General features: G+C 63.4%; 14 protein-coding genes and 1 pseudogene. 4 read left to right on the top strand and 11 right to left on the bottom strand.

Features of this window, described 5'->3' with window-relative positions; genetic code table 11:
* The first annotated feature begins 36 nt into the window (after positions 1-36).
* Together K2O51_RS31310 and K2O51_RS35850 are read left to right on the top strand one after the other, a co-directional pair.
* Positions 37-2,928 carry a TraM recognition domain-containing protein gene (locus tag K2O51_RS31310; protein WP_220631903.1) on the top strand — a complete coding sequence of 964 codons (2,892 nt, stop codon included), beginning with the start codon at positions 37-39 and terminating at the stop codon, positions 2,926-2,928.
* 56 nt (positions 2,929-2,984) lie between these two features.
* Positions 2,985-3,077: pseudogene (locus tag K2O51_RS35850) on the top strand (tyrosine-type recombinase/integrase); the annotation flags it as partial.
* 63 nt (positions 3,078-3,140) lie between these two features.
* Here the strand turns inward: K2O51_RS35850 and K2O51_RS31315 are convergent.
* The 11 genes from K2O51_RS31315 to K2O51_RS31365 form a co-directional block, all read right to left on the bottom strand.
* Positions 3,141-4,097: a SphA family protein gene (locus K2O51_RS31315; protein WP_220631904.1), complete on the bottom strand. Its 957-nt coding sequence runs from the start codon at positions 4,095-4,097 to the stop codon at positions 3,141-3,143.
* Between the two features lie 103 nt (positions 4,098-4,200).
* Entirely contained in the window at positions 4,201-5,634 is a 1,434-nt protein-coding gene (locus K2O51_RS31320; RefSeq protein ID WP_425333007.1) for an arylsulfatase, read from the bottom strand.
* 207 nt (positions 5,635-5,841) lie between these two features.
* Positions 5,842-6,735, bottom strand: a complete 894-nt coding sequence (locus K2O51_RS31325; protein ID WP_220631698.1) for an HpcH/HpaI aldolase/citrate lyase family protein — start codon at positions 6,733-6,735, stop codon at positions 5,842-5,844.
* 91 nt (positions 6,736-6,826) lie between these two features.
* On the bottom strand, positions 6,827-8,248 hold the full coding sequence (locus tag K2O51_RS31330; RefSeq protein WP_220631699.1) for an aldehyde dehydrogenase family protein: 1,422 nt from the start codon (positions 8,246-8,248) through the stop codon (positions 6,827-6,829).
* Between the two features lie 42 nt (positions 8,249-8,290).
* Complete coding sequence (locus K2O51_RS31335; protein WP_245001968.1) at positions 8,291-8,758, bottom strand: c-type cytochrome; 468 nt, start codon at positions 8,756-8,758, stop codon at positions 8,291-8,293.
* Positions 8,755-9,243: a c-type cytochrome gene (locus K2O51_RS31340; protein WP_220631700.1), complete on the bottom strand. Its 489-nt coding sequence runs from the start codon at positions 9,241-9,243 to the stop codon at positions 8,755-8,757. The genes K2O51_RS31335 and K2O51_RS31340 overlap by 4 nt, the downstream gene beginning before the upstream one ends.
* Positions 9,240-9,767: a methylamine dehydrogenase light chain gene (locus K2O51_RS31345; protein WP_220631701.1), complete on the bottom strand. Its 528-nt coding sequence runs from the start codon at positions 9,765-9,767 to the stop codon at positions 9,240-9,242. Before K2O51_RS31345 ends, K2O51_RS31340 begins: the two co-directional genes overlap by 4 nt.
* 11 nt (positions 9,768-9,778) lie before the next feature.
* Positions 9,779-10,393: a methylamine dehydrogenase accessory protein MauD gene (gene mauD, locus K2O51_RS31350; protein WP_220631702.1), complete on the bottom strand. Its 615-nt coding sequence runs from the start codon at positions 10,391-10,393 to the stop codon at positions 9,779-9,781.
* A 1-nt stretch (position 10,394) separates the two neighbouring features.
* Positions 10,395-11,006 (bottom strand): MauE/DoxX family redox-associated membrane protein, encoded by a 612-nt coding sequence (locus K2O51_RS31355; RefSeq protein ID WP_220631703.1) that lies wholly within the window; start codon positions 11,004-11,006, stop codon positions 10,395-10,397.
* Complete coding sequence (locus tag K2O51_RS31360) at positions 10,957-12,117, bottom strand: amine dehydrogenase large subunit (protein ID WP_220631704.1); 1,161 nt, start codon at positions 12,115-12,117, stop codon at positions 10,957-10,959. The genes K2O51_RS31355 and K2O51_RS31360 overlap by 50 nt, the downstream gene beginning before the upstream one ends.
* A gap of 349 nt (positions 12,118-12,466) precedes the next feature.
* Positions 12,467-13,351, bottom strand: a complete 885-nt coding sequence (locus K2O51_RS31365; protein WP_220631705.1) for a LysR family transcriptional regulator — start codon at positions 13,349-13,351, stop codon at positions 12,467-12,469.
* Positions 13,352-13,521: 170 nt separating this feature from the next.
* On the opposite strand from K2O51_RS31365, the gene K2O51_RS31370 reads away from it, so the two are divergent.
* Complete coding sequence (locus K2O51_RS31370; RefSeq protein WP_220631706.1) at positions 13,522-14,547, top strand: TauD/TfdA family dioxygenase; 1,026 nt, start codon at positions 13,522-13,524, stop codon at positions 14,545-14,547.
* A 57-nt stretch (positions 14,548-14,604) separates the two neighbouring features.
* Positions 14,605-15,597 (top strand): Bug family tripartite tricarboxylate transporter substrate binding protein, encoded by a 993-nt coding sequence (locus K2O51_RS31375; RefSeq protein WP_220631707.1) that lies wholly within the window; start codon positions 14,605-14,607, stop codon positions 15,595-15,597.
* The last annotated feature ends 2 nt before the right edge of the window (positions 15,598-15,599 follow it).

Raw genomic sequence — 15,599 nt, forward strand, 5'->3', positions numbered from 1 at the left:
GCTCGCCGTCGTTCGCAACCACCTCTATCAAGCGCCGTGACGAAGTTCATCGAATCCCATCACGAAGTTCCCATCAGCCGGCGAATAGCCGACGTGCGCCCGTGGGGCGAGCGGGCCCAAGAGTGGCTGTCGAAGCCTTCGAATTTCCTGTTCGTCGCCGGACCGACCGTGTATCTCTGCAGCTCGGCTCCCGTGCTGCTGCCCCTGGTAGCCCCGGCATTCCTGCTGGCGCATTGGGGCGTCATGAGCCTGAAGAGCGTCCTCCCCTACCGATATCCGGCCTCCAATGGCACGACGGATCCGGAAGGCAAGAGGGGCGACGGCATCTTGCTGATTGGCGACGTCAGGTCCGACTCGCCGTTCGAGAAGTTCAAGCAGTGCTGGCTGAGTGACGACGACCTCCGCAAGCACTGGCTAATCCTTGGGTCGACCGGCTCTGGCAAATCGGAGACGTTGAAGGGCATCTTCTATAACGCGCTCTGTTGGGGAAGCGGGTTCTTCGCCGCGGACGGCAAGGCAGACAACAAGCTTCCCGCCGACGGCTACACCATGGCGCGCGCTTTCGGGCGGGACGACTCATTCCTGGTGCTGAACTTCCTGCTGGGCGGGAAGACTCCCCAGCAGGTTGCCCGGTCTCGCCGCCGGCGCACAAACAAGATCAACCCGTTTTCTGGGGCCGATGCCGACACCATCATCCAGATGGGGGCGAACCTGCTGCCGAAGGCAGAAGGCGATGGCAAGGCCTGGCAGGAGAAGGCGCTTGCCCTATGGCGTGCCGTGATTACCGCTCTCTGCTACAAGCGCGATACCCAGGGTACCGCCTTGTCGGTCGGTATGATCATCGACTACCTGGCCCTGCCCAAGATCGAGGAGCTTTACCTCGAGGGCTATGACGAAGCACAGGAACGTGCGGACCAATCCTGGTCGTACGGCTATGTCGGCATCAAGAACTATCTGGACTCGGGCTGCCCGGCCTACCAGGTCGAGAAACTCCTGAAGAAGAACAACCGGATTGCCGACCCGGCAGCCGCAGGCGGCGGGCCTGCTCGCCCCGGTGGCCGTGCCCCTTCGAACGACCAGGACAACGTCGCGTACGAGCAGCACGCTTACCGAACCGGCCAGTTGATGCCGGTGCTGAACCTGCTCGACAAGACCTACGGCTATATCTTCCGGTCCGCGTTCTCCGAGATCGACATGATCGACGTGGCGCTCCATAACCGCATCCTCTTCCTGCTTATTCCCTCCCTTGAGAAGTCCAGTCAGGAGGCAGAGAACCTCGGGAAGCTGACCATTGCATGCCTGCGCGTGATGATGGCCAAGAACCTCGGTTCAGAGCTGGAGGGAACGCGAGAGGAGCTGCTCGATTCGAAGGCGACGAACGCACCCTACCCCTACATTGCTGCGCTCGACGAACTGGGCTATTACTTCGCCGACGGTATCGCGGTGATGTTCGCCCAGGCGCGAAGCCTGGGCTTGTCGCTCATGGCCGCCACCCAGGACCTTGAGAAGCTCACGGAAGGCAGCCGCGCGGCTGAAGCCGGCGCCATGCTCGGCAATACCGTGAACAAGGTCTTCATGAAGATCGACGATCCCAAGAAGACCTGGGAGCTCGTGCGCGAGATCGTCGGCAAGGCCTACGTGAGTGTCTACAACCGGTTCGAGCAGGTCGGCCAGAACTTCCGCCGCGAAGAAAACGCCTCAATCACTGAAATCGAGCGGGTGTCGTTCAACGAGATGCAGAGCATGAAGCCTGGGCAAGGGGTCATGAACGCGCTCGGGGTAACACGGCGCATCAGCTCCTTCTATATGGGGAGCTGGCTCAATAAGCTCAACAATCAGAAGTTCCACATCAACCGCTTCCTCCAGGTTGCCCCATCCACCGACGATGACGTCGCCGCACTCTGCATGCCGATTCGCACGACGAGCACTGGCGGATCCATCGACGTGCACCAGCGCATGCTCGACTATCTGCGCTATGTGCGGCAGGTACCCGCCCTTTCGCACGTGGCTTCTGCAACGTCGGAGCCGGTGCTGCCGCTCTTCCAAACCCTCGGCAAGGTCGCAAAAGGGCTCGATACCGTGGACAGAGGGATCGCTCCGATGGAGCGCGGCATTGTGCTGTACTTGGCGGCCAAACACGCGCTGGGTTTGGGCGGGACCTTCCCCGTCGGGTACGCCGAGCCAGGGCTTCCTGGTGCCGCCCCCGCCAGCGCCGCGCAGTCCGCAGATGACGCGATCTCCCAGGACGAATTGCTCGGTGAAGGTCATGCTGCCGTCGGCCGCACGCCGGTGACTCACTTTGCCGCGGTGCTCGCGACTGAAGGTGCATTTGACACCGTCGCCGGCGTGCTCGATGAGCACGGTTTGCCTGATCCGCTTGCGCTCATGCGCCGCCCTATCGCGGAAGTACTCGGCCCGCCGCCGGTCTCCCATGTGCGCGAGGAATTTGTCTTCGCGCCGCCGCCGGATCTACAGTTTGATGAGGAGGACGAAGTCCACTCGCCGTCTGCAACCGGTGCCCCATCGGGCTGGCCAAGTGGGCTGGATGACCTGGTCGACCCAGCAGATATGACCCCGGACCAGCAGCTTGACGCGATCCTGGACAGCGAAGCGAGCGAATCGCTGCGACAGCCGCCGGGCTCGCCCCGCTGGATTGCTGACTCGGTCCTCGCGGCGCAAGGCATGGCCCATCACCCCCGCTCGGCGGATTCCACTGTCGTGGGCCTCTCCGACGAGGCAATGTCCGAACTGGTGAACGTCGAGGCCGAGCTTGGTAGCCCAACGCCGGCGGCGTCAGCGCATACGATGCAGCAGATACTTGCGGCGCAGGTCACGCCCAACACGATCGGCCAGGGCGAGTTGACGGTCGAGCAACTCGACGAGTTCTTTGCGAGGTTTGCTCCGCCGCCAGATGAGGGGCAAGATTAGTCTCCTACGGCCGAGATCGGCCATTTTCGGCCATCCGCCTTTACATCGTCGAAAGGCCGAGTTGGCTGAACTGCAGACGTCCACACGCGCCCCATGCCGCGGCAAACCATGCAGAGCTGACCACAGTGCGCGATAACCTTCGCCACGCGCGGCAACTTGCCGACGACGCCCCTCGATCTACCTGCAAAGCGTTGAGGTCAAGCACGCCAGATTCAGAACACTAGGGTAGCAGTCCCCATGAAGGAGCGGGTGCTGTCAAGCCGGTTCTTGCTCGATACCGTCGGTACCCAGCGCAAGCTGAGCGAGAGCTGGCTTTTTGTCCCAACCTTGGTATCGTATGTGACGATTGGCCCCACCGCCCAGTCGTGGCCACGAAAGCCGTTCAACCGGTCCGCCAGCGGTCCGGAGTCCTTTCCGATCTGTTGCGTCGTGCCCACGATCAGACCGACCCCAGCACCGCCTGCAAACCGCTTCAGAAGCATGGTGTCCAGGGTGAACAGCAGTGCGTTCTGGTAGTCGGTGGCGGAATTGCGGGTGTAGAACTCAAGCCCGGCGACCACGTCAAGTTCCAGGTTCTGTGCAGAAAACAGCTTGGTGTAAGCCACCTGTGGAATGAATGTCCACGTGTTCAGGCTGGGGCTCGACAGTTTGCTCTTGTCATAGTTTCCCGTCGGCGCCCAGATGTTCAGGCTGAGGGCGACATGCTCGAACTCCGAAAAATGGTAGCCTGCGATGATCGGCGAGAACGTGATGTCGTACAGGTCGGATGATGAGTCCCCCGTGTTCCCTTGCACACTACCCGCGCTCAGCGCCGCACTTGCCTTCGTATACGTGTAGGGGAGCGTAAAACTCGATGCGAAGTTCCAGCGTCCGGTACCGGTATCCCATACCTTCATGATGGTGCCCATGGCGAAGAATGCTTCGGCGTTGACGCCCAGCGTTGTCTTGCCCGCGACGGGGACTTCCCTGCCACCGCCAATCGACCCGTCGATGTAGAACATTGCGATGCTGCCAATCCACACGGGCTCGCCAGGGACAATGCCCGCGTCCGGCAGCACGCTCATGCCCGTCACCGGCCGGCCCAGCGCGCCTTCGGTAGCGCCTGCCTGATTGATGATGCCCAGCAACAGTAGCGCCAGGACGGCGTTGCATAGAGATCGGGTCCGCATGCTTGCCCTCATCGTTCCTGTTAGGTCATGCCATGAAGAAGTCGGGGTATCGCGGGTATGATTCTCGGCGTGGCAAGTCGACGCCCGACATTTCGGCCTCGGCTTACCTTCGCTTTGTTGGCGGCGAATAAGGGTCCGGGGTGCCTGGTGCAATGGGCGGATACTGCGCCAGGCTTTTCTGGAAGTCCTCGACTACCTTCATGATCGGACCCGCGGCCCAGGTGTTGCGCAGGCCGGTAGCCGGATACTCTTCCTTCGGGTCGGTCACCAGGTCGAAAGCTTTCGGGGAGCCAAGTTTGACCGGCGGCGTCCACCAGTCGCGCTGCTCTTCATAGAATGCGAGCTTCCAGTTCCGCCACTTGACCGCCTCCAGGCGGTCTGCCACATAGACCGGAAACCCATCCCGACCGGACTTCTCCGACCTGCCGAGCAGGAATTCGGTCTGATCGACTCCGTCTATGGGGCGGTCCCCGGGTACCCGTACCCCCGCGATGCGGGCGAGCGTCGTAAACGTATCCACCTCGTGGACAATCTCATTGCTCACCCTGCCGGCAGGCACATGACCGGGCCAGCGGACAATAAAGGGCACGCGCAGGGAACCCTCCATATGCGTGAAGTAGTAGCCGCGCCACGGCCCTGAAGATCCTTGCCATGGCCACGTGGCTTCCGGCCCGTTGTCACTGGTGAAGATGAATATGGTGTCGTCGCGTATGCCCAGCGCGTTGACAGCATCAAGAATCTCGCCGACGTGGGCGTCCATCTCAGCCAGCGCGTCGGGAAAATCGCCAAGGCCGGTTTTCCCTGCAAACGAGGGATGCGGCAATGTTGGGAAATGCACCAGCGTGAACGGGACATAGGCGTAAAAGGGCTTTCCGGCCTGAACGCTGCGCTTCATGAAATCGACGGTACGACGCGTGATTTCGGTATCGATCAGGCGGCGCTGTTCCAGGTCATAAACGGCCACGTCGCGGCTTTTTTCCCCTTTGCGCCCTTCCATGATTTGCATCAGCGGCAGCGCAAGCGATCTAGGCGTCGGCTCAGATGGCCAGAATGCCTCGTCGGTCGTGCGCGGAATGCCATACCATTCGTCGAAGCCCTGCGCAGTTGGCAGGCGAGACGGCTCGCTACCGAGATGCCACTTGCCAAAATGACCCGTGGCATAGCCAGCGCCGGAAAGCAACTTCGCAATAGTCACCTCCCATTGGGTCAGCCCTTCGGCACCGCCCCCAATTGGCACCGAATGGGTACCGGACCGAATGGAAAAGCGCCCGGTCATGATTGCGGATCGGCTCGGCGTGCATTGCGCTTCCACGTTGAAATTGAGCAGGCGCGTACCCTCTGACGCCAGTTGATCAATCCTCGGCGTCGGCGCGCCCCGCGTAATGCCGCCACCGTATACGCCCACCTCGCCATAACCGAGGTTGTCCATCAGGATGAAGACAATATTGGGCTTCTTTTGCGGAGCCTGGGCGCAAGCCGGGCCTGCCACAGCGCTCAGCATCAGAAGGAATGCAGTTAGGACGTGAACACCTTTCATCTCCCTCCCTCCCGCGGCTATATGCCGTCGGTATTCCTTAGGTGGACTCGTCGCCGAGAATGCCCGCCGCGCATCAGGACGCCCGCCGGTCACTAGCACTGGCCCAATATTGTCAATGGCGTGACGAGATATCCGAAGTTAAAGATTTCGATTCGTGATGTTATCCGGCTCGACGAATGCCGCAGACCTGGCCCACTGGACTCTTCATCAATCCTCGCCTTCGACCTGGCACAGAATCCGGTGGGCCAGACGCAGGTGCGGCCGGTCGATCATTGCGTTGCCGAGGCGAACGACCCCAGAAGTGCCAACCTGCGAGAAGGCGGCGATGACATCCCGCGCCCAGCGTACCTCTTCCTCCTGCGGTAAGAAGGCGCGATTGATCGGCTCTATGTGCACCGGATGCGCGGCAGCCTTGGCAGTAAAGCCGTCCCTTCTGGCCTGCATTGCCTCCTGAAAGATCTGCGCATCATCGGTCGGGCTCGTGCTTACTGCATCGATCGCGTCGATTCCCGCCTGCGCCGCCGCCAGCAGGCACATCGTCCGGGCGACAGAGAATGGCGCTGTCAGGTCCCGACCAACGTGCGAGGAGAAGGCGCCCAGGTCGGCGGCCAGATCGTCAACGCCCCACATCAGGGCACCAAGCCGCATGGGCGCGTTCCGGTAAGAGGACAAGCCGAACACGCCTTCGGACGACTCCGTCGCCATGGCAATGATGCCGGTCTCCCATTTGCCTTCCAGCAAAGCGCACTCGAACGCCGCCAGAAAATCGCAGAGCCGATGGACATCCTCCACGCTTCGGCATTTCGGCAGCACAATCGCGTGGGGGCGGTGCGGGATGACCGTCGCGAGATCCTTGAGGATATGACCCGACGACAGTCCATTGACACGAACCAGGACCGCAGCGGCCATCGATGTCCGATGGCGCTCCAGGAAAACGGCAAGCTTTCGGCGCGCCTCGTCCTTGGCGCTTTCCGGCACCGCATCCTCAAGATCGAACACCAGACCGTCCGCGCCCGCCCTGAGCGACGCATCCAGCTTGCGCTCGCTGTCGGCAGGCACGAACAGAAGCGAGCGAAGGCGTCTCGGAAAGATCGTGTGCATGGTCATTGATCAATGGCAGAGCGTTCTTGGCCGGATCGGACCGGCGCCTCGTGACTTCCTGAGCTCATGTCTACAGGAGCCGCCGTCCGGGTCAGGCCATGATCGCCTTGGTCTCCAGGTACTCGCTAATCCCTTCGGGGCCGAATTCCCGGCCATTTCCGGACTGCTTGTACCCGCCGAAGGGAAGGCTCAGGTCCATGGGCGCCCCATTGATGCGTACGGAGCCCACACGCAGCCGGGTGGCCACCCGGCGGGCCCGCTCGACATCCGCCGAAGCGACATACCCGGCCAACCCGTAGGGGGAGTCGTTAGCGATAGCGACCGCATCGTCATCCCCATCATGGGGGATCAGCACCAGCACGGGCCCGAAGATCTCCTCCTGTGCAATCGCCATGTCATTGCGAACGCCGGCAAAGATCGTCGGCCTGGCGAAATAGCCTTGCTCCAGACCCTGCGGGCGACCCACGCCTCCCGCCACGACGCGCGCGCCCTCTTCCACGCCAAGGTGGATCAGGCCTTGAACTCTCTCGTACTGTGCACGGCTCGACAGAGGACCCATGCTGACAGCGGTGTCCCCGGGATCGCCCACGGTCACCGCGTCGGCCGTGGCCGCGGCTATCCGGACTGCCTGGTCATAGCGCTCTCTTGGCACCAGCATGCGCGTTGGCGCGACACAGGTCTGACCGCTATTTCCCATGCACTGCAGCACACCATGGCGTACCGCAGTTTCCAGATCCGCGTCATCGAGGATCAACAATGCCGACTTGCCGCCAAGCTCCTGCGCCACCCGCTTCACGGTAGACGCCGCATTGACCGCCACCTGGACGCCGGCGCGCGTTGATCCGGTGATCGATACCACGTCGACGTCACGATGCGAAGACAAGGCCGCGCCCACCGTCTGGCCGTCGCCGTAGATCATGTTGAAGACGCCGGCCGGAGTGCCAGCATCGTGCATGACCTCGGCAAAGATACGCGCATCAAGCGGGGCGGTCTCGGAAGGCTTGAGCACGACCGTGCAGCCGGCGGCAATGGCAGGGGCCACCTTTGCCGCAATCTGGTTAAGCGGCCAGTTCCAGGGCGTGATGAGTACTGCCACACCGATGGCTTCACGTCGCACCAGATTCCTGCCTCTGGTCGACTCGAACTCGAAGCTTCGCAGGGCCGCCAGGGTCGCCTTCAGTTGCTCGAGCCCCAATGTCGCCTGTACGTTCCTCGCCAGCGTGATGGGCGCACCAATCTCCATGCGCACCGCCTGTGCGATGTCCTCAAGTCTCGCCTGGTAGCAGGCAATAATTCGTTCAAGCAGCGCGATACGCTCGTCGCGGGTCGATTCCGACCAGCCGCGAAAAGCCCCGCGCGCGGCGGCCACCGCACGGTCCGCGTCGCCGGCAGTACCCATCGCCAGCCTGCCGATCACCGATTCGGTCGCAGGGTTGACGATATCCGCCTGCGTGAAGCCTGGCGCCGGCTCCACCCACGTCCCGCCAATGTAGAAAGTATCGATCGTCTCCATGATTTGCTCCTGATTTGGTGCGGCGACTGCTGTGGTGGTGTGTCAGTAGTCGAACTTCATCGGTACGCCCCGGCCGCGAAGCTCTTCGATCACGGCGTGGCGCACTGTCGCCACGTCGGCATACGCCGGGCGGCGCAGGGCAGCCACTTCCGAGCCAGTGTAGGGTCTGAAATCCGCCGGCAACTGGTTGGCGCCAAAGCGCGCGAGCATGAGATTGGTCACCGCAGCGAGCTCATCGTCCGTCAGCGCGGAGTTCGACGCGCCTGGCACGCGGACGATGAATTGCCGACCGGCACTGCTATGCACGAACAGGCCGATGGCACCCCGAAGCGGCGGGATATTGCCCGGCACGCCTTCACCAGAGGCGCCGTGGCAGCCCATGCAATTCAGCACATAGTTCCGGTAGGCGACCGCCTCGTCCGCCGGCTGCCCCCATGCGCTCGTGGCCAGCGGCACGGCCGCGAGCGCCATCCACGCAGTCAATGGCCGCCATGCCGGAAGAAGCCTCACAGCCCCGCATCCTTGAGCACCTGCTCGCGCAGGTGCCTGACTTCGGTCGGCGTGAGGTTCTGCGCCCGGCGCGCCTTGACCTCGTCAGCGCTGATTGGCTGGCTGCCCGCCGCCTTCCCGCCGGAGAGGTCAAGCGCGATATAGCTCAACACCCCGGCCAGTTCTTCGTCCGACATTGTGCGGAAGCTGGGCATGCTCCCGTTGTACTGCTTGCCGCCGTTCTGGATGGCACCCAGGAGGCCATACAGGGCAATGTTCGCCAGCAGTGCCCGGCCGCCCTCGGTGCTCGCATAGCGGGCCGGATAGGCGGTCAGCGCCGGCGCCAGGCCATCCTGGCCCTGGCCACTTGCCTGGTGGCAGACCGCGCAGTTCTTCGCAAAGATGGTCTTGCCCGCATCGAGCTCCTGCGCCCCCGCGCCTGCCGATACGCCCAGCGCGATCACCAGGGACAGACAGGCCTTGATGTACTTCGTCGTGGTCCTCATTGCTCCTGGACTCCCAGCAGGACGGAAACCGAGCAAACGTACGTGGACGGCTGGCTCGCCATGCACCAGTTGATGTCGTTGTTGAGCGACATCTTGTACATCGGGCGTTCCCGCTCGTTCCGGTTGCACATGCAGTGGCCACACGAGGTACTGCCGCAGCAGTCGTTGTACGAGACGATGTAGTTCCGTCCGTCGTGCGGATTCAGGCAGGTGCCGATCCACGTGATGGGCGAGGTGGATGTGCCCGGCGGGCAGGTGCTGGAGCTTCCGCCACAGCAGGCGCACAGGAAGCCGTCGATGGCGCAGTGCTTCCAGTATTCGCAACTGGTCTCGTCATCGATGCCCGCTGGCAGCTTGGGCGCGGCTGCCGGCCCGGCCGCGTAGGCGAGGCGGTCCACCGGCAGCAGCGGCATGGCCGCCGCGCCCACGAGGAGCCGCCCCATCCGGCCGAGCGCGCTGCGGCGGCCATTGCGCTGGGCGACGCTGCGAGCGGAACGCTCAAAGAGTCCGTCGATCCATTTCATGTTTCTGTTCCTCATGCCTGGGCGTGCTGCTCATCGCGGCGTGCCACGTATTCCTGGATCGAAGCCATTCCCTTTTCGTTGGCTTCGAACAGGCTTTCCAGATGTTCCCGATTGTTGACCAGGCCCTTCGAGCGCACCTTGCCTTCGCCATCGATCACGACCGCGTAGGGCAACCGGCCGATCTGGTAGGCCATGCCGAGTTCCTGCGAAAGGACATAGGGGAACGCGGAAAGACCCGCCTTGCGATAAAAGGCCTCGTGCTCCGCGCGGGGACCATCGCTTGCCAGCACAAAGCGATAGTTGGCACCCTCACTGGCTTGCAGGGACGGCAGCAGCGCGAGCAGCTTCTTGCAAACCGGGCAGGTCGGCGAAACGAAGAAGAGGAAGGTGCTGCGTCCGTCGGCCGAGATGCCGCCAATCCGGACTTCGCTCTGGTACAGGTCGCGCAGGTCGAAGGCGGGCGCCACTGCGCCGACAGCCGGGCCTTTGTCCACCACCAGGGCGCCGACCGGCATGATGCGTTCGTACAGCACACCAATCTGCCGCAACAGCGCCAGGCACACCAGTCCCAGCACGACAACAGCTACCCACAGCATGACTTGCGAAACAACGAGAGCATTTGACATTTCAAGACCTCAACTTCTGAATTGCGGCACCGTTGGCCAGCAGATAATCGATGGCGACAAACAGGCCGCCGGCAACGGCCAGCCCGCCCGTCGCGGTGACATAGTCGATCCATTCGACTGTGCGCTGGGCGGGCTCGAACAGGCATGGCGCCACGAAAGCCGCCAGCAGCGCCAGCCGCGCCAGATGCCATCCGGAGAGCCTCGCCGGATGACCATCGCCTTTTCCTCCGAACGCCCAGCAGCCGCAATCGATGTCGCGGTTGCCGCGTGCCAGGCTCACTCCGATTGCGACAAGGAAGAGGCCCAGCAGGCCAAGCCCGGCGAGCGCGGCCGCCGGACGTGACGGATCGACAAGCAGGGCCGCGGCAATCGCCAGTTCGGCCAGGGCGAGGCACAGAGCCACGGGGGCCACAAGGAACGCCGGCAGCAAGCCGTATGACGCGACCGCGCGCTCGAAGCGCTCCGGATTCACAAGCTTCGAAAACCCGGCGGCACCAAACACCACGATGACGGCCGCCTGGCAGGTCCGAAGGACAGCGGGATCGATTTCCATCACTCCCCCCTCAGAAAGGGAACATCTGAACGACGGCCCTGCCCAGCGTCTTGTCGGCATGCACCGGCTTGCCGCTGGCGGCATCGAACGCCTGCACGCCGAGGTAGGTGCTGCCATAGACGATCGGATTGCCACCTTCGGATACGGACAATGTCACCATCGGCATCAGCTTCTCGGCCGCCAGCTTCCACCTTGCCACGCGGGCATGCGACCCGACGTCAAAGACCCAGATCTCCGTGCCCGGCTCCTTGTGCGATCCCTCGCCCCCCTGATGCATGAGGACGTAAAGCTTGCCGGTAGCCTCGCTTGCCGCGAACGGCTGGAGGCCGCCGGGACGCCAGCCCTGGCGCGCCTCCGCTGGCGAGACGAGTTGCCACGGCGCATCGAACCGCGCAGGACTTGCGCTGAAGTCCGCCGGCGTCACCTTGCCGCTGAATGTGACAAACAGGTAGCCACTGCCCCAGCGCGCGGCGTGGGTGTAGACCGGGTCGTTCTCCACGTCGATGAAGGCAGCCGACTGCTCGCGGCCGACTTCCCTGCCATCCTGGTCCAGCGTGACAATCAGCGCCTTTCCACTCTGGCACAGCGATGCAAAGCGGTTCCTGCCGGACGGGTACGTCAGCACGCAGGCGGCCGTGTCGATCTCGCCGGCCAGCTTGCGGGTAGCCAGGTTCACAACGGAGACCGACGTCGCCGGCGTGATATTGGTGACGTAGACGAAGCCGCCGTCGTCCGACACCGTGGTATTGAACAGCGACGGCACCTGCTGCGCGTGCTTGGCCGGCAGGACGACCTCGCCAACCTTGCGGAAAGATGCGTTGTCCGTGATCTCCAGGACATCGGTGCGTTCGCCGGTGGTGCCACGCGAGAAGTAGCTCGTCGCAACATAGGTAAAGCGATGATCCGCCGAGCGCGTCACGCCGGGCAGGAACCCCGCTCCCTGCTGGGCAACGACCTTCTTCTTGTCAATGTCGTACACCGTCAGGCGCGCGTCGATAGGCGCGGACATCTCGAGCGCATAGAGGAAGTGATCGCCACGCGGTGGCATGGGCTGCACGCTGAGCGTCTCGGGCTGCAGCGGCGCCGCGCCGTACACCGTCGCGGAACCCGCCGACGCTGCAAGTGCCGCCAGGCAAGCGACCACGAACGGTCGCAGGTGTGGAATACGCATGGCTGGTATTGGGGGAGACTTGGATGGAGCAACTATAGGGTCGCGCTCGGGGCGCCAGTATCCGGATTCGGCCAACCAGATGACGCGAGTTGTAACCGGGGCGGGATTGGTGCCGGCCCGTGATGACGCGGCGGCACAAGTGCAAAAGGCGCTCCGGACCGGGCCATGCGAGCCCGTCAGGAAGAATGTTTCGTCACCGATGTGCGGGATGAGTGAGAGTCTCGGAACGAACTCTTGCAGTCATTCGCACAATCCTTCCTAGACTGCTGGCAAGCAGTTGCCGAAGTACCGCTGTTCCCGAAAAGAACCGGCCGAGCTTTGGCGACCACTGCCCGCCGCGCTCGCGAAGCTAAAAGGACGCAATGAGCGCTTCCCGGAACTCGATACAGAACGGGGACAGGTAGCAATCCTCGCGCCAGAACAGTGCAACCTCAGGCTGTCGCAGCAAGCTCGGATCGCCGACCGCGCAAAGGTCGTGCCCGTCCGCCTGCTGCAATGTCCGCTGTGCCACGATGCCAAGCAGGTCGCTGCTCCTGAGGAGTTCGGCAACCGAGCCGCCTGAGCCGGTCCATTCCACGGCCACGCGTGGAGCGGGCAGGTCCTGGCGCGCCAGCGCTTCCGCCAGGATCTGGTACACGCTGGATGACGGCTGCGGGAGCGCCCAGCGTTCCTCGGCGAGATCCGCCAATGTCTTCCATGACCGCAGCCGGGGATGGTTGGCGCGGGCGACGATCTGCATGGCCAGCGGCTGCAGCGGGGTGCTGAGCAGCCCAGCGGGCACGTCAGTCACTAATCCCCCGCACGCGAAATCGGCCTCCCCCGACACCAGGGCCTGCAGCGCGCCCTGGGTCAGGCTGGTGTCGATGGAAAAGCGGGCGAGCGGGCGCCTGGCCAGGAACTGTGCAATCACCGGCATCAGGAACACCGAGACGATGTGAGGCGTTCCGGCGAGCCGGATCTTGCCCGCGCGCCCCGACCGCTGGCCTTCCAGTTCGTCCATGAAATCATGACTCGCTAGCACGATGCGTTCGGCCCGGGCTAGCAGCGACTGACCTACCTGCGTCAGCGCTACGCCGCGCGTGGTGCGGTCAAACAGCCGCATGCCCGCTTCCGACTCCAGGCGGGCCAGCGCCTTCGTCAGGGCGGACTGGGTCACACCTGCCTGCGCCGTTGCACGGTGCAGGCTTCCATGCCGGGCCACGAACACAAACGCTCGAAGATCGTCGATTCGCATCTCGCTCCTGGGTGCCTGTCGGGCTCCCCGCAAGTATTCCGCTTTGGAATCACCGGGCATATCAGTGGAATCACTGCCACCCGGCCGGCATTCGTAAAGTTGTGCCACGTCGCCCGGCAACGCCGCAGGGTGGCGAAACGGGGCCGGAACAACGGCGTAGCGGAGACGATATGAGTGCAGGTCGGACAATGGTGGCTTCGGATCTGGCCGAGGCCTTGGGAAATGGCGTGCAGTGCTGCGAGCGGAGTTCGGGGCAGCCGCCGTTCTTCATCGAGCCGCACGGCGACGCATTGCGGGACAGGGGAAATTTTCGCGCATGGACCCGGGATGTGATGCCCGTACTCGAAGCGCTGATCACCCGCCACGGCGGGATCGTATTGCGCGGCTTTCCCACACCGGATACTGCGGATTTCGCCGACATCATCGACCAGCTTCCCGCCTTCCGGGATGGCTACCTCGGCGGACGCGCACCGCGCATGCAGATTGCCGGACGGGTGATGGAAGCCACGCGGCTCGATGCCAGCGTAGGGCTTGGCGTGCATTCGGAGATGGCGTATCGGCGGCAGTTCCCCAGGCGGATCGCCTTCTTCTCGCGGAAGACCGCGCCGGTGGGCGGCGAGACGACAATCGCCGATGCCCGCAATTTCGTGGTGCAGATGGGCGAAGACCTGGTCGCGAAGATAGCGTCGCTGGGCATCCGGTCAGCACTGAACTATGGGCCGAAGACAGGCACGGTCGATGCCTCGTACGTCGACCAGGACAAGTACGGCTGGAATCACGCGTTCGATACCGATAGTCCGGACGAAGTTGAAGCCCTGTGTGCTGCGCGCGGTCTTGAGCCGCTTTGGCACGACGATGGCTCGCTGACTGTCTTCGCGACGCTTGACCCGTTCCTTGACCATCCGCAGACGGGCCAGCGTCTATATCGCTCGGGGCTGCACAGGTCCCACACGGCTACCGAAGTGCTCGACACAGAAATCCGGAAGAACCGGCGCTATCCGACCGGCATGTTCCTCGGTAGCGCGCAGCGACTGGAGACTGCTGAAGTCGACCATATCAATGCCGTGTGCGACCGGAACACCCATAGCTGGGAATGGCGTGACGGCGACGTGATGATCCTGGACAACCTCCAGGTATGGCACGGCCGCAATCCCTACCAGGGGCAGCGGGATGTGCAGGTCGCGCTCCTCGCCTGACCGTGGCAAACGTGGCGGCCGGTCACTCAGGCGCAGCAAACAGGAGATGAGAAGAACATGCGAGAAGCTATCGGATTCGCGCGCCTGGCCGGCGCGCTTGCGGCAGCCGGCCTGCTGGCTTGCGGTATCACGGCGTCTCACGCCACCGAACCCGCGTATCCGTCGCGGCCGGTCAAGCTGGTGGTGCCCTCGGTGCCGGGTGGACCAATCGACGCCGTTTCGCGGCTGATTGGCACCCGCCTCTCTGCGCGTCTGGGTGCCAGCTTCTATGTCGAGAACAAGCCCGGCGGCAATGTGCAAATCGGCGCGAACTACGTCGCCAGGTCCGACCCGGACGGCTACACCCTGCTGACGACCTCGCCCGCGCATATTTTCAATCCACTGCTCTACAGCAAGCTTCCCTACGAAACCGGTCGCGACCTGACAGGCGTGGCGATGATGGCGCGTGTACCCCTGCTTGTCGTGGTGAACGCGGATTTGCCGATTCATACCGTTGCAGACCTGGTGGCCTGGGGAAAAGCCCATCCGGACCGGCTTCGCTACGGCAGCTCGGGCTCCGGCTCGACAGCGAACCTCACCGGCGAGCTGATCTCCATGCATACGGGAATCCGCCTCGAGCACATCCCTTATAAGGGCTCCGCCGCTGCATTGCCGGACCTGATGGCGGGCAGATTCGAGGTCATGATCGATACGCTCCAGCTCTTCGCCCCGCACATACGGTCCGGAAAAGTTCGCGCGATTGCCTTCACCGGCACGAAGCGGGTGCCGGCTCTGCCTGACGTGCCGACATTCGCGCAGAGCGGCTATCCCGACGTGGTGGCGAACTCGTGGCTCGCCATCGTCGCCCGGGGCAAGACGCCACCCGGCGTGATCGAAAAGCTGGGCCACACCGTCACCGATATCCTCGCCGAGCCCGAGGTTCGCCGGCAAATCGCCGACTTCGGCATGGAGTCCGACGTCATGACGCCGGCACAACTGAATCGCTATTTCGTCACGGAGAGCGAGCGCTGGGCGAAGGTCATCAGGGCAGGCAAGATCCGCGTCGAATAGGC

The sequence above is a fragment of the Cupriavidus pinatubonensis genome (assembly GCF_019602855.1).
In the GTDB taxonomy this organism is placed as follows: Bacteria; Pseudomonadota; Gammaproteobacteria; order Burkholderiales; family Burkholderiaceae; genus Cupriavidus; species Cupriavidus pinatubonensis.

Bases quoted from the DNA above. Each gene is read 5' to 3' on its own strand.
- K2O51_RS31315 (WP_220631904.1), bottom strand. From the start codon at position 4,097: ATGCGGACCCGATCTCTATGCAACGCCGTCCTGGCGCTACTGTTGCTG.
- K2O51_RS31320 (WP_425333007.1), bottom strand. From the start codon at position 5,634: ATGAAAGGTGTTCACGTCCTAACTGCATTCCTTCTGATGCTGAGCGCT.
- K2O51_RS31325 (WP_220631698.1), bottom strand. From the start codon at position 6,735: ATGCACACGATCTTTCCGAGACGCCTTCGCTCGCTTCTGTTCGTGCCT.
- K2O51_RS31330 (WP_220631699.1), bottom strand. From the start codon at position 8,248: ATGGAGACGATCGATACTTTCTACATTGGCGGGACGTGGGTGGAGCCG.
- K2O51_RS31340 (WP_220631700.1), bottom strand. From the start codon at position 9,243: ATGAGGACCACGACGAAGTACATCAAGGCCTGTCTGTCCCTGGTGATC.
- K2O51_RS31345 (WP_220631701.1), bottom strand. From the start codon at position 9,767: ATGAAATGGATCGACGGACTCTTTGAGCGTTCCGCTCGCAGCGTCGCC.
- mauD (WP_220631702.1), bottom strand. From the start codon at position 10,393: ATGTCAAATGCTCTCGTTGTTTCGCAAGTCATGCTGTGGGTAGCTGTT.
- K2O51_RS31355 (WP_220631703.1), bottom strand. From the start codon at position 11,006: ATGCCGACAAGACGCTGGGCAGGGCCGTCGTTCAGATGTTCCCTTTCT.
- K2O51_RS31360 (WP_220631704.1), bottom strand. From the start codon at position 12,117: ATGCGTATTCCACACCTGCGACCGTTCGTGGTCGCTTGCCTGGCGGCA.
- K2O51_RS31365 (WP_220631705.1), bottom strand. From the start codon at position 13,351: ATGCGAATCGACGATCTTCGAGCGTTTGTGTTCGTGGCCCGGCATGGA.
- K2O51_RS31370 (WP_220631706.1), top strand. From the start codon at position 13,522: ATGAGTGCAGGTCGGACAATGGTGGCTTCGGATCTGGCCGAGGCCTTG.
- K2O51_RS31375 (WP_220631707.1), top strand. From the start codon at position 14,605: ATGCGAGAAGCTATCGGATTCGCGCGCCTGGCCGGCGCGCTTGCGGCA.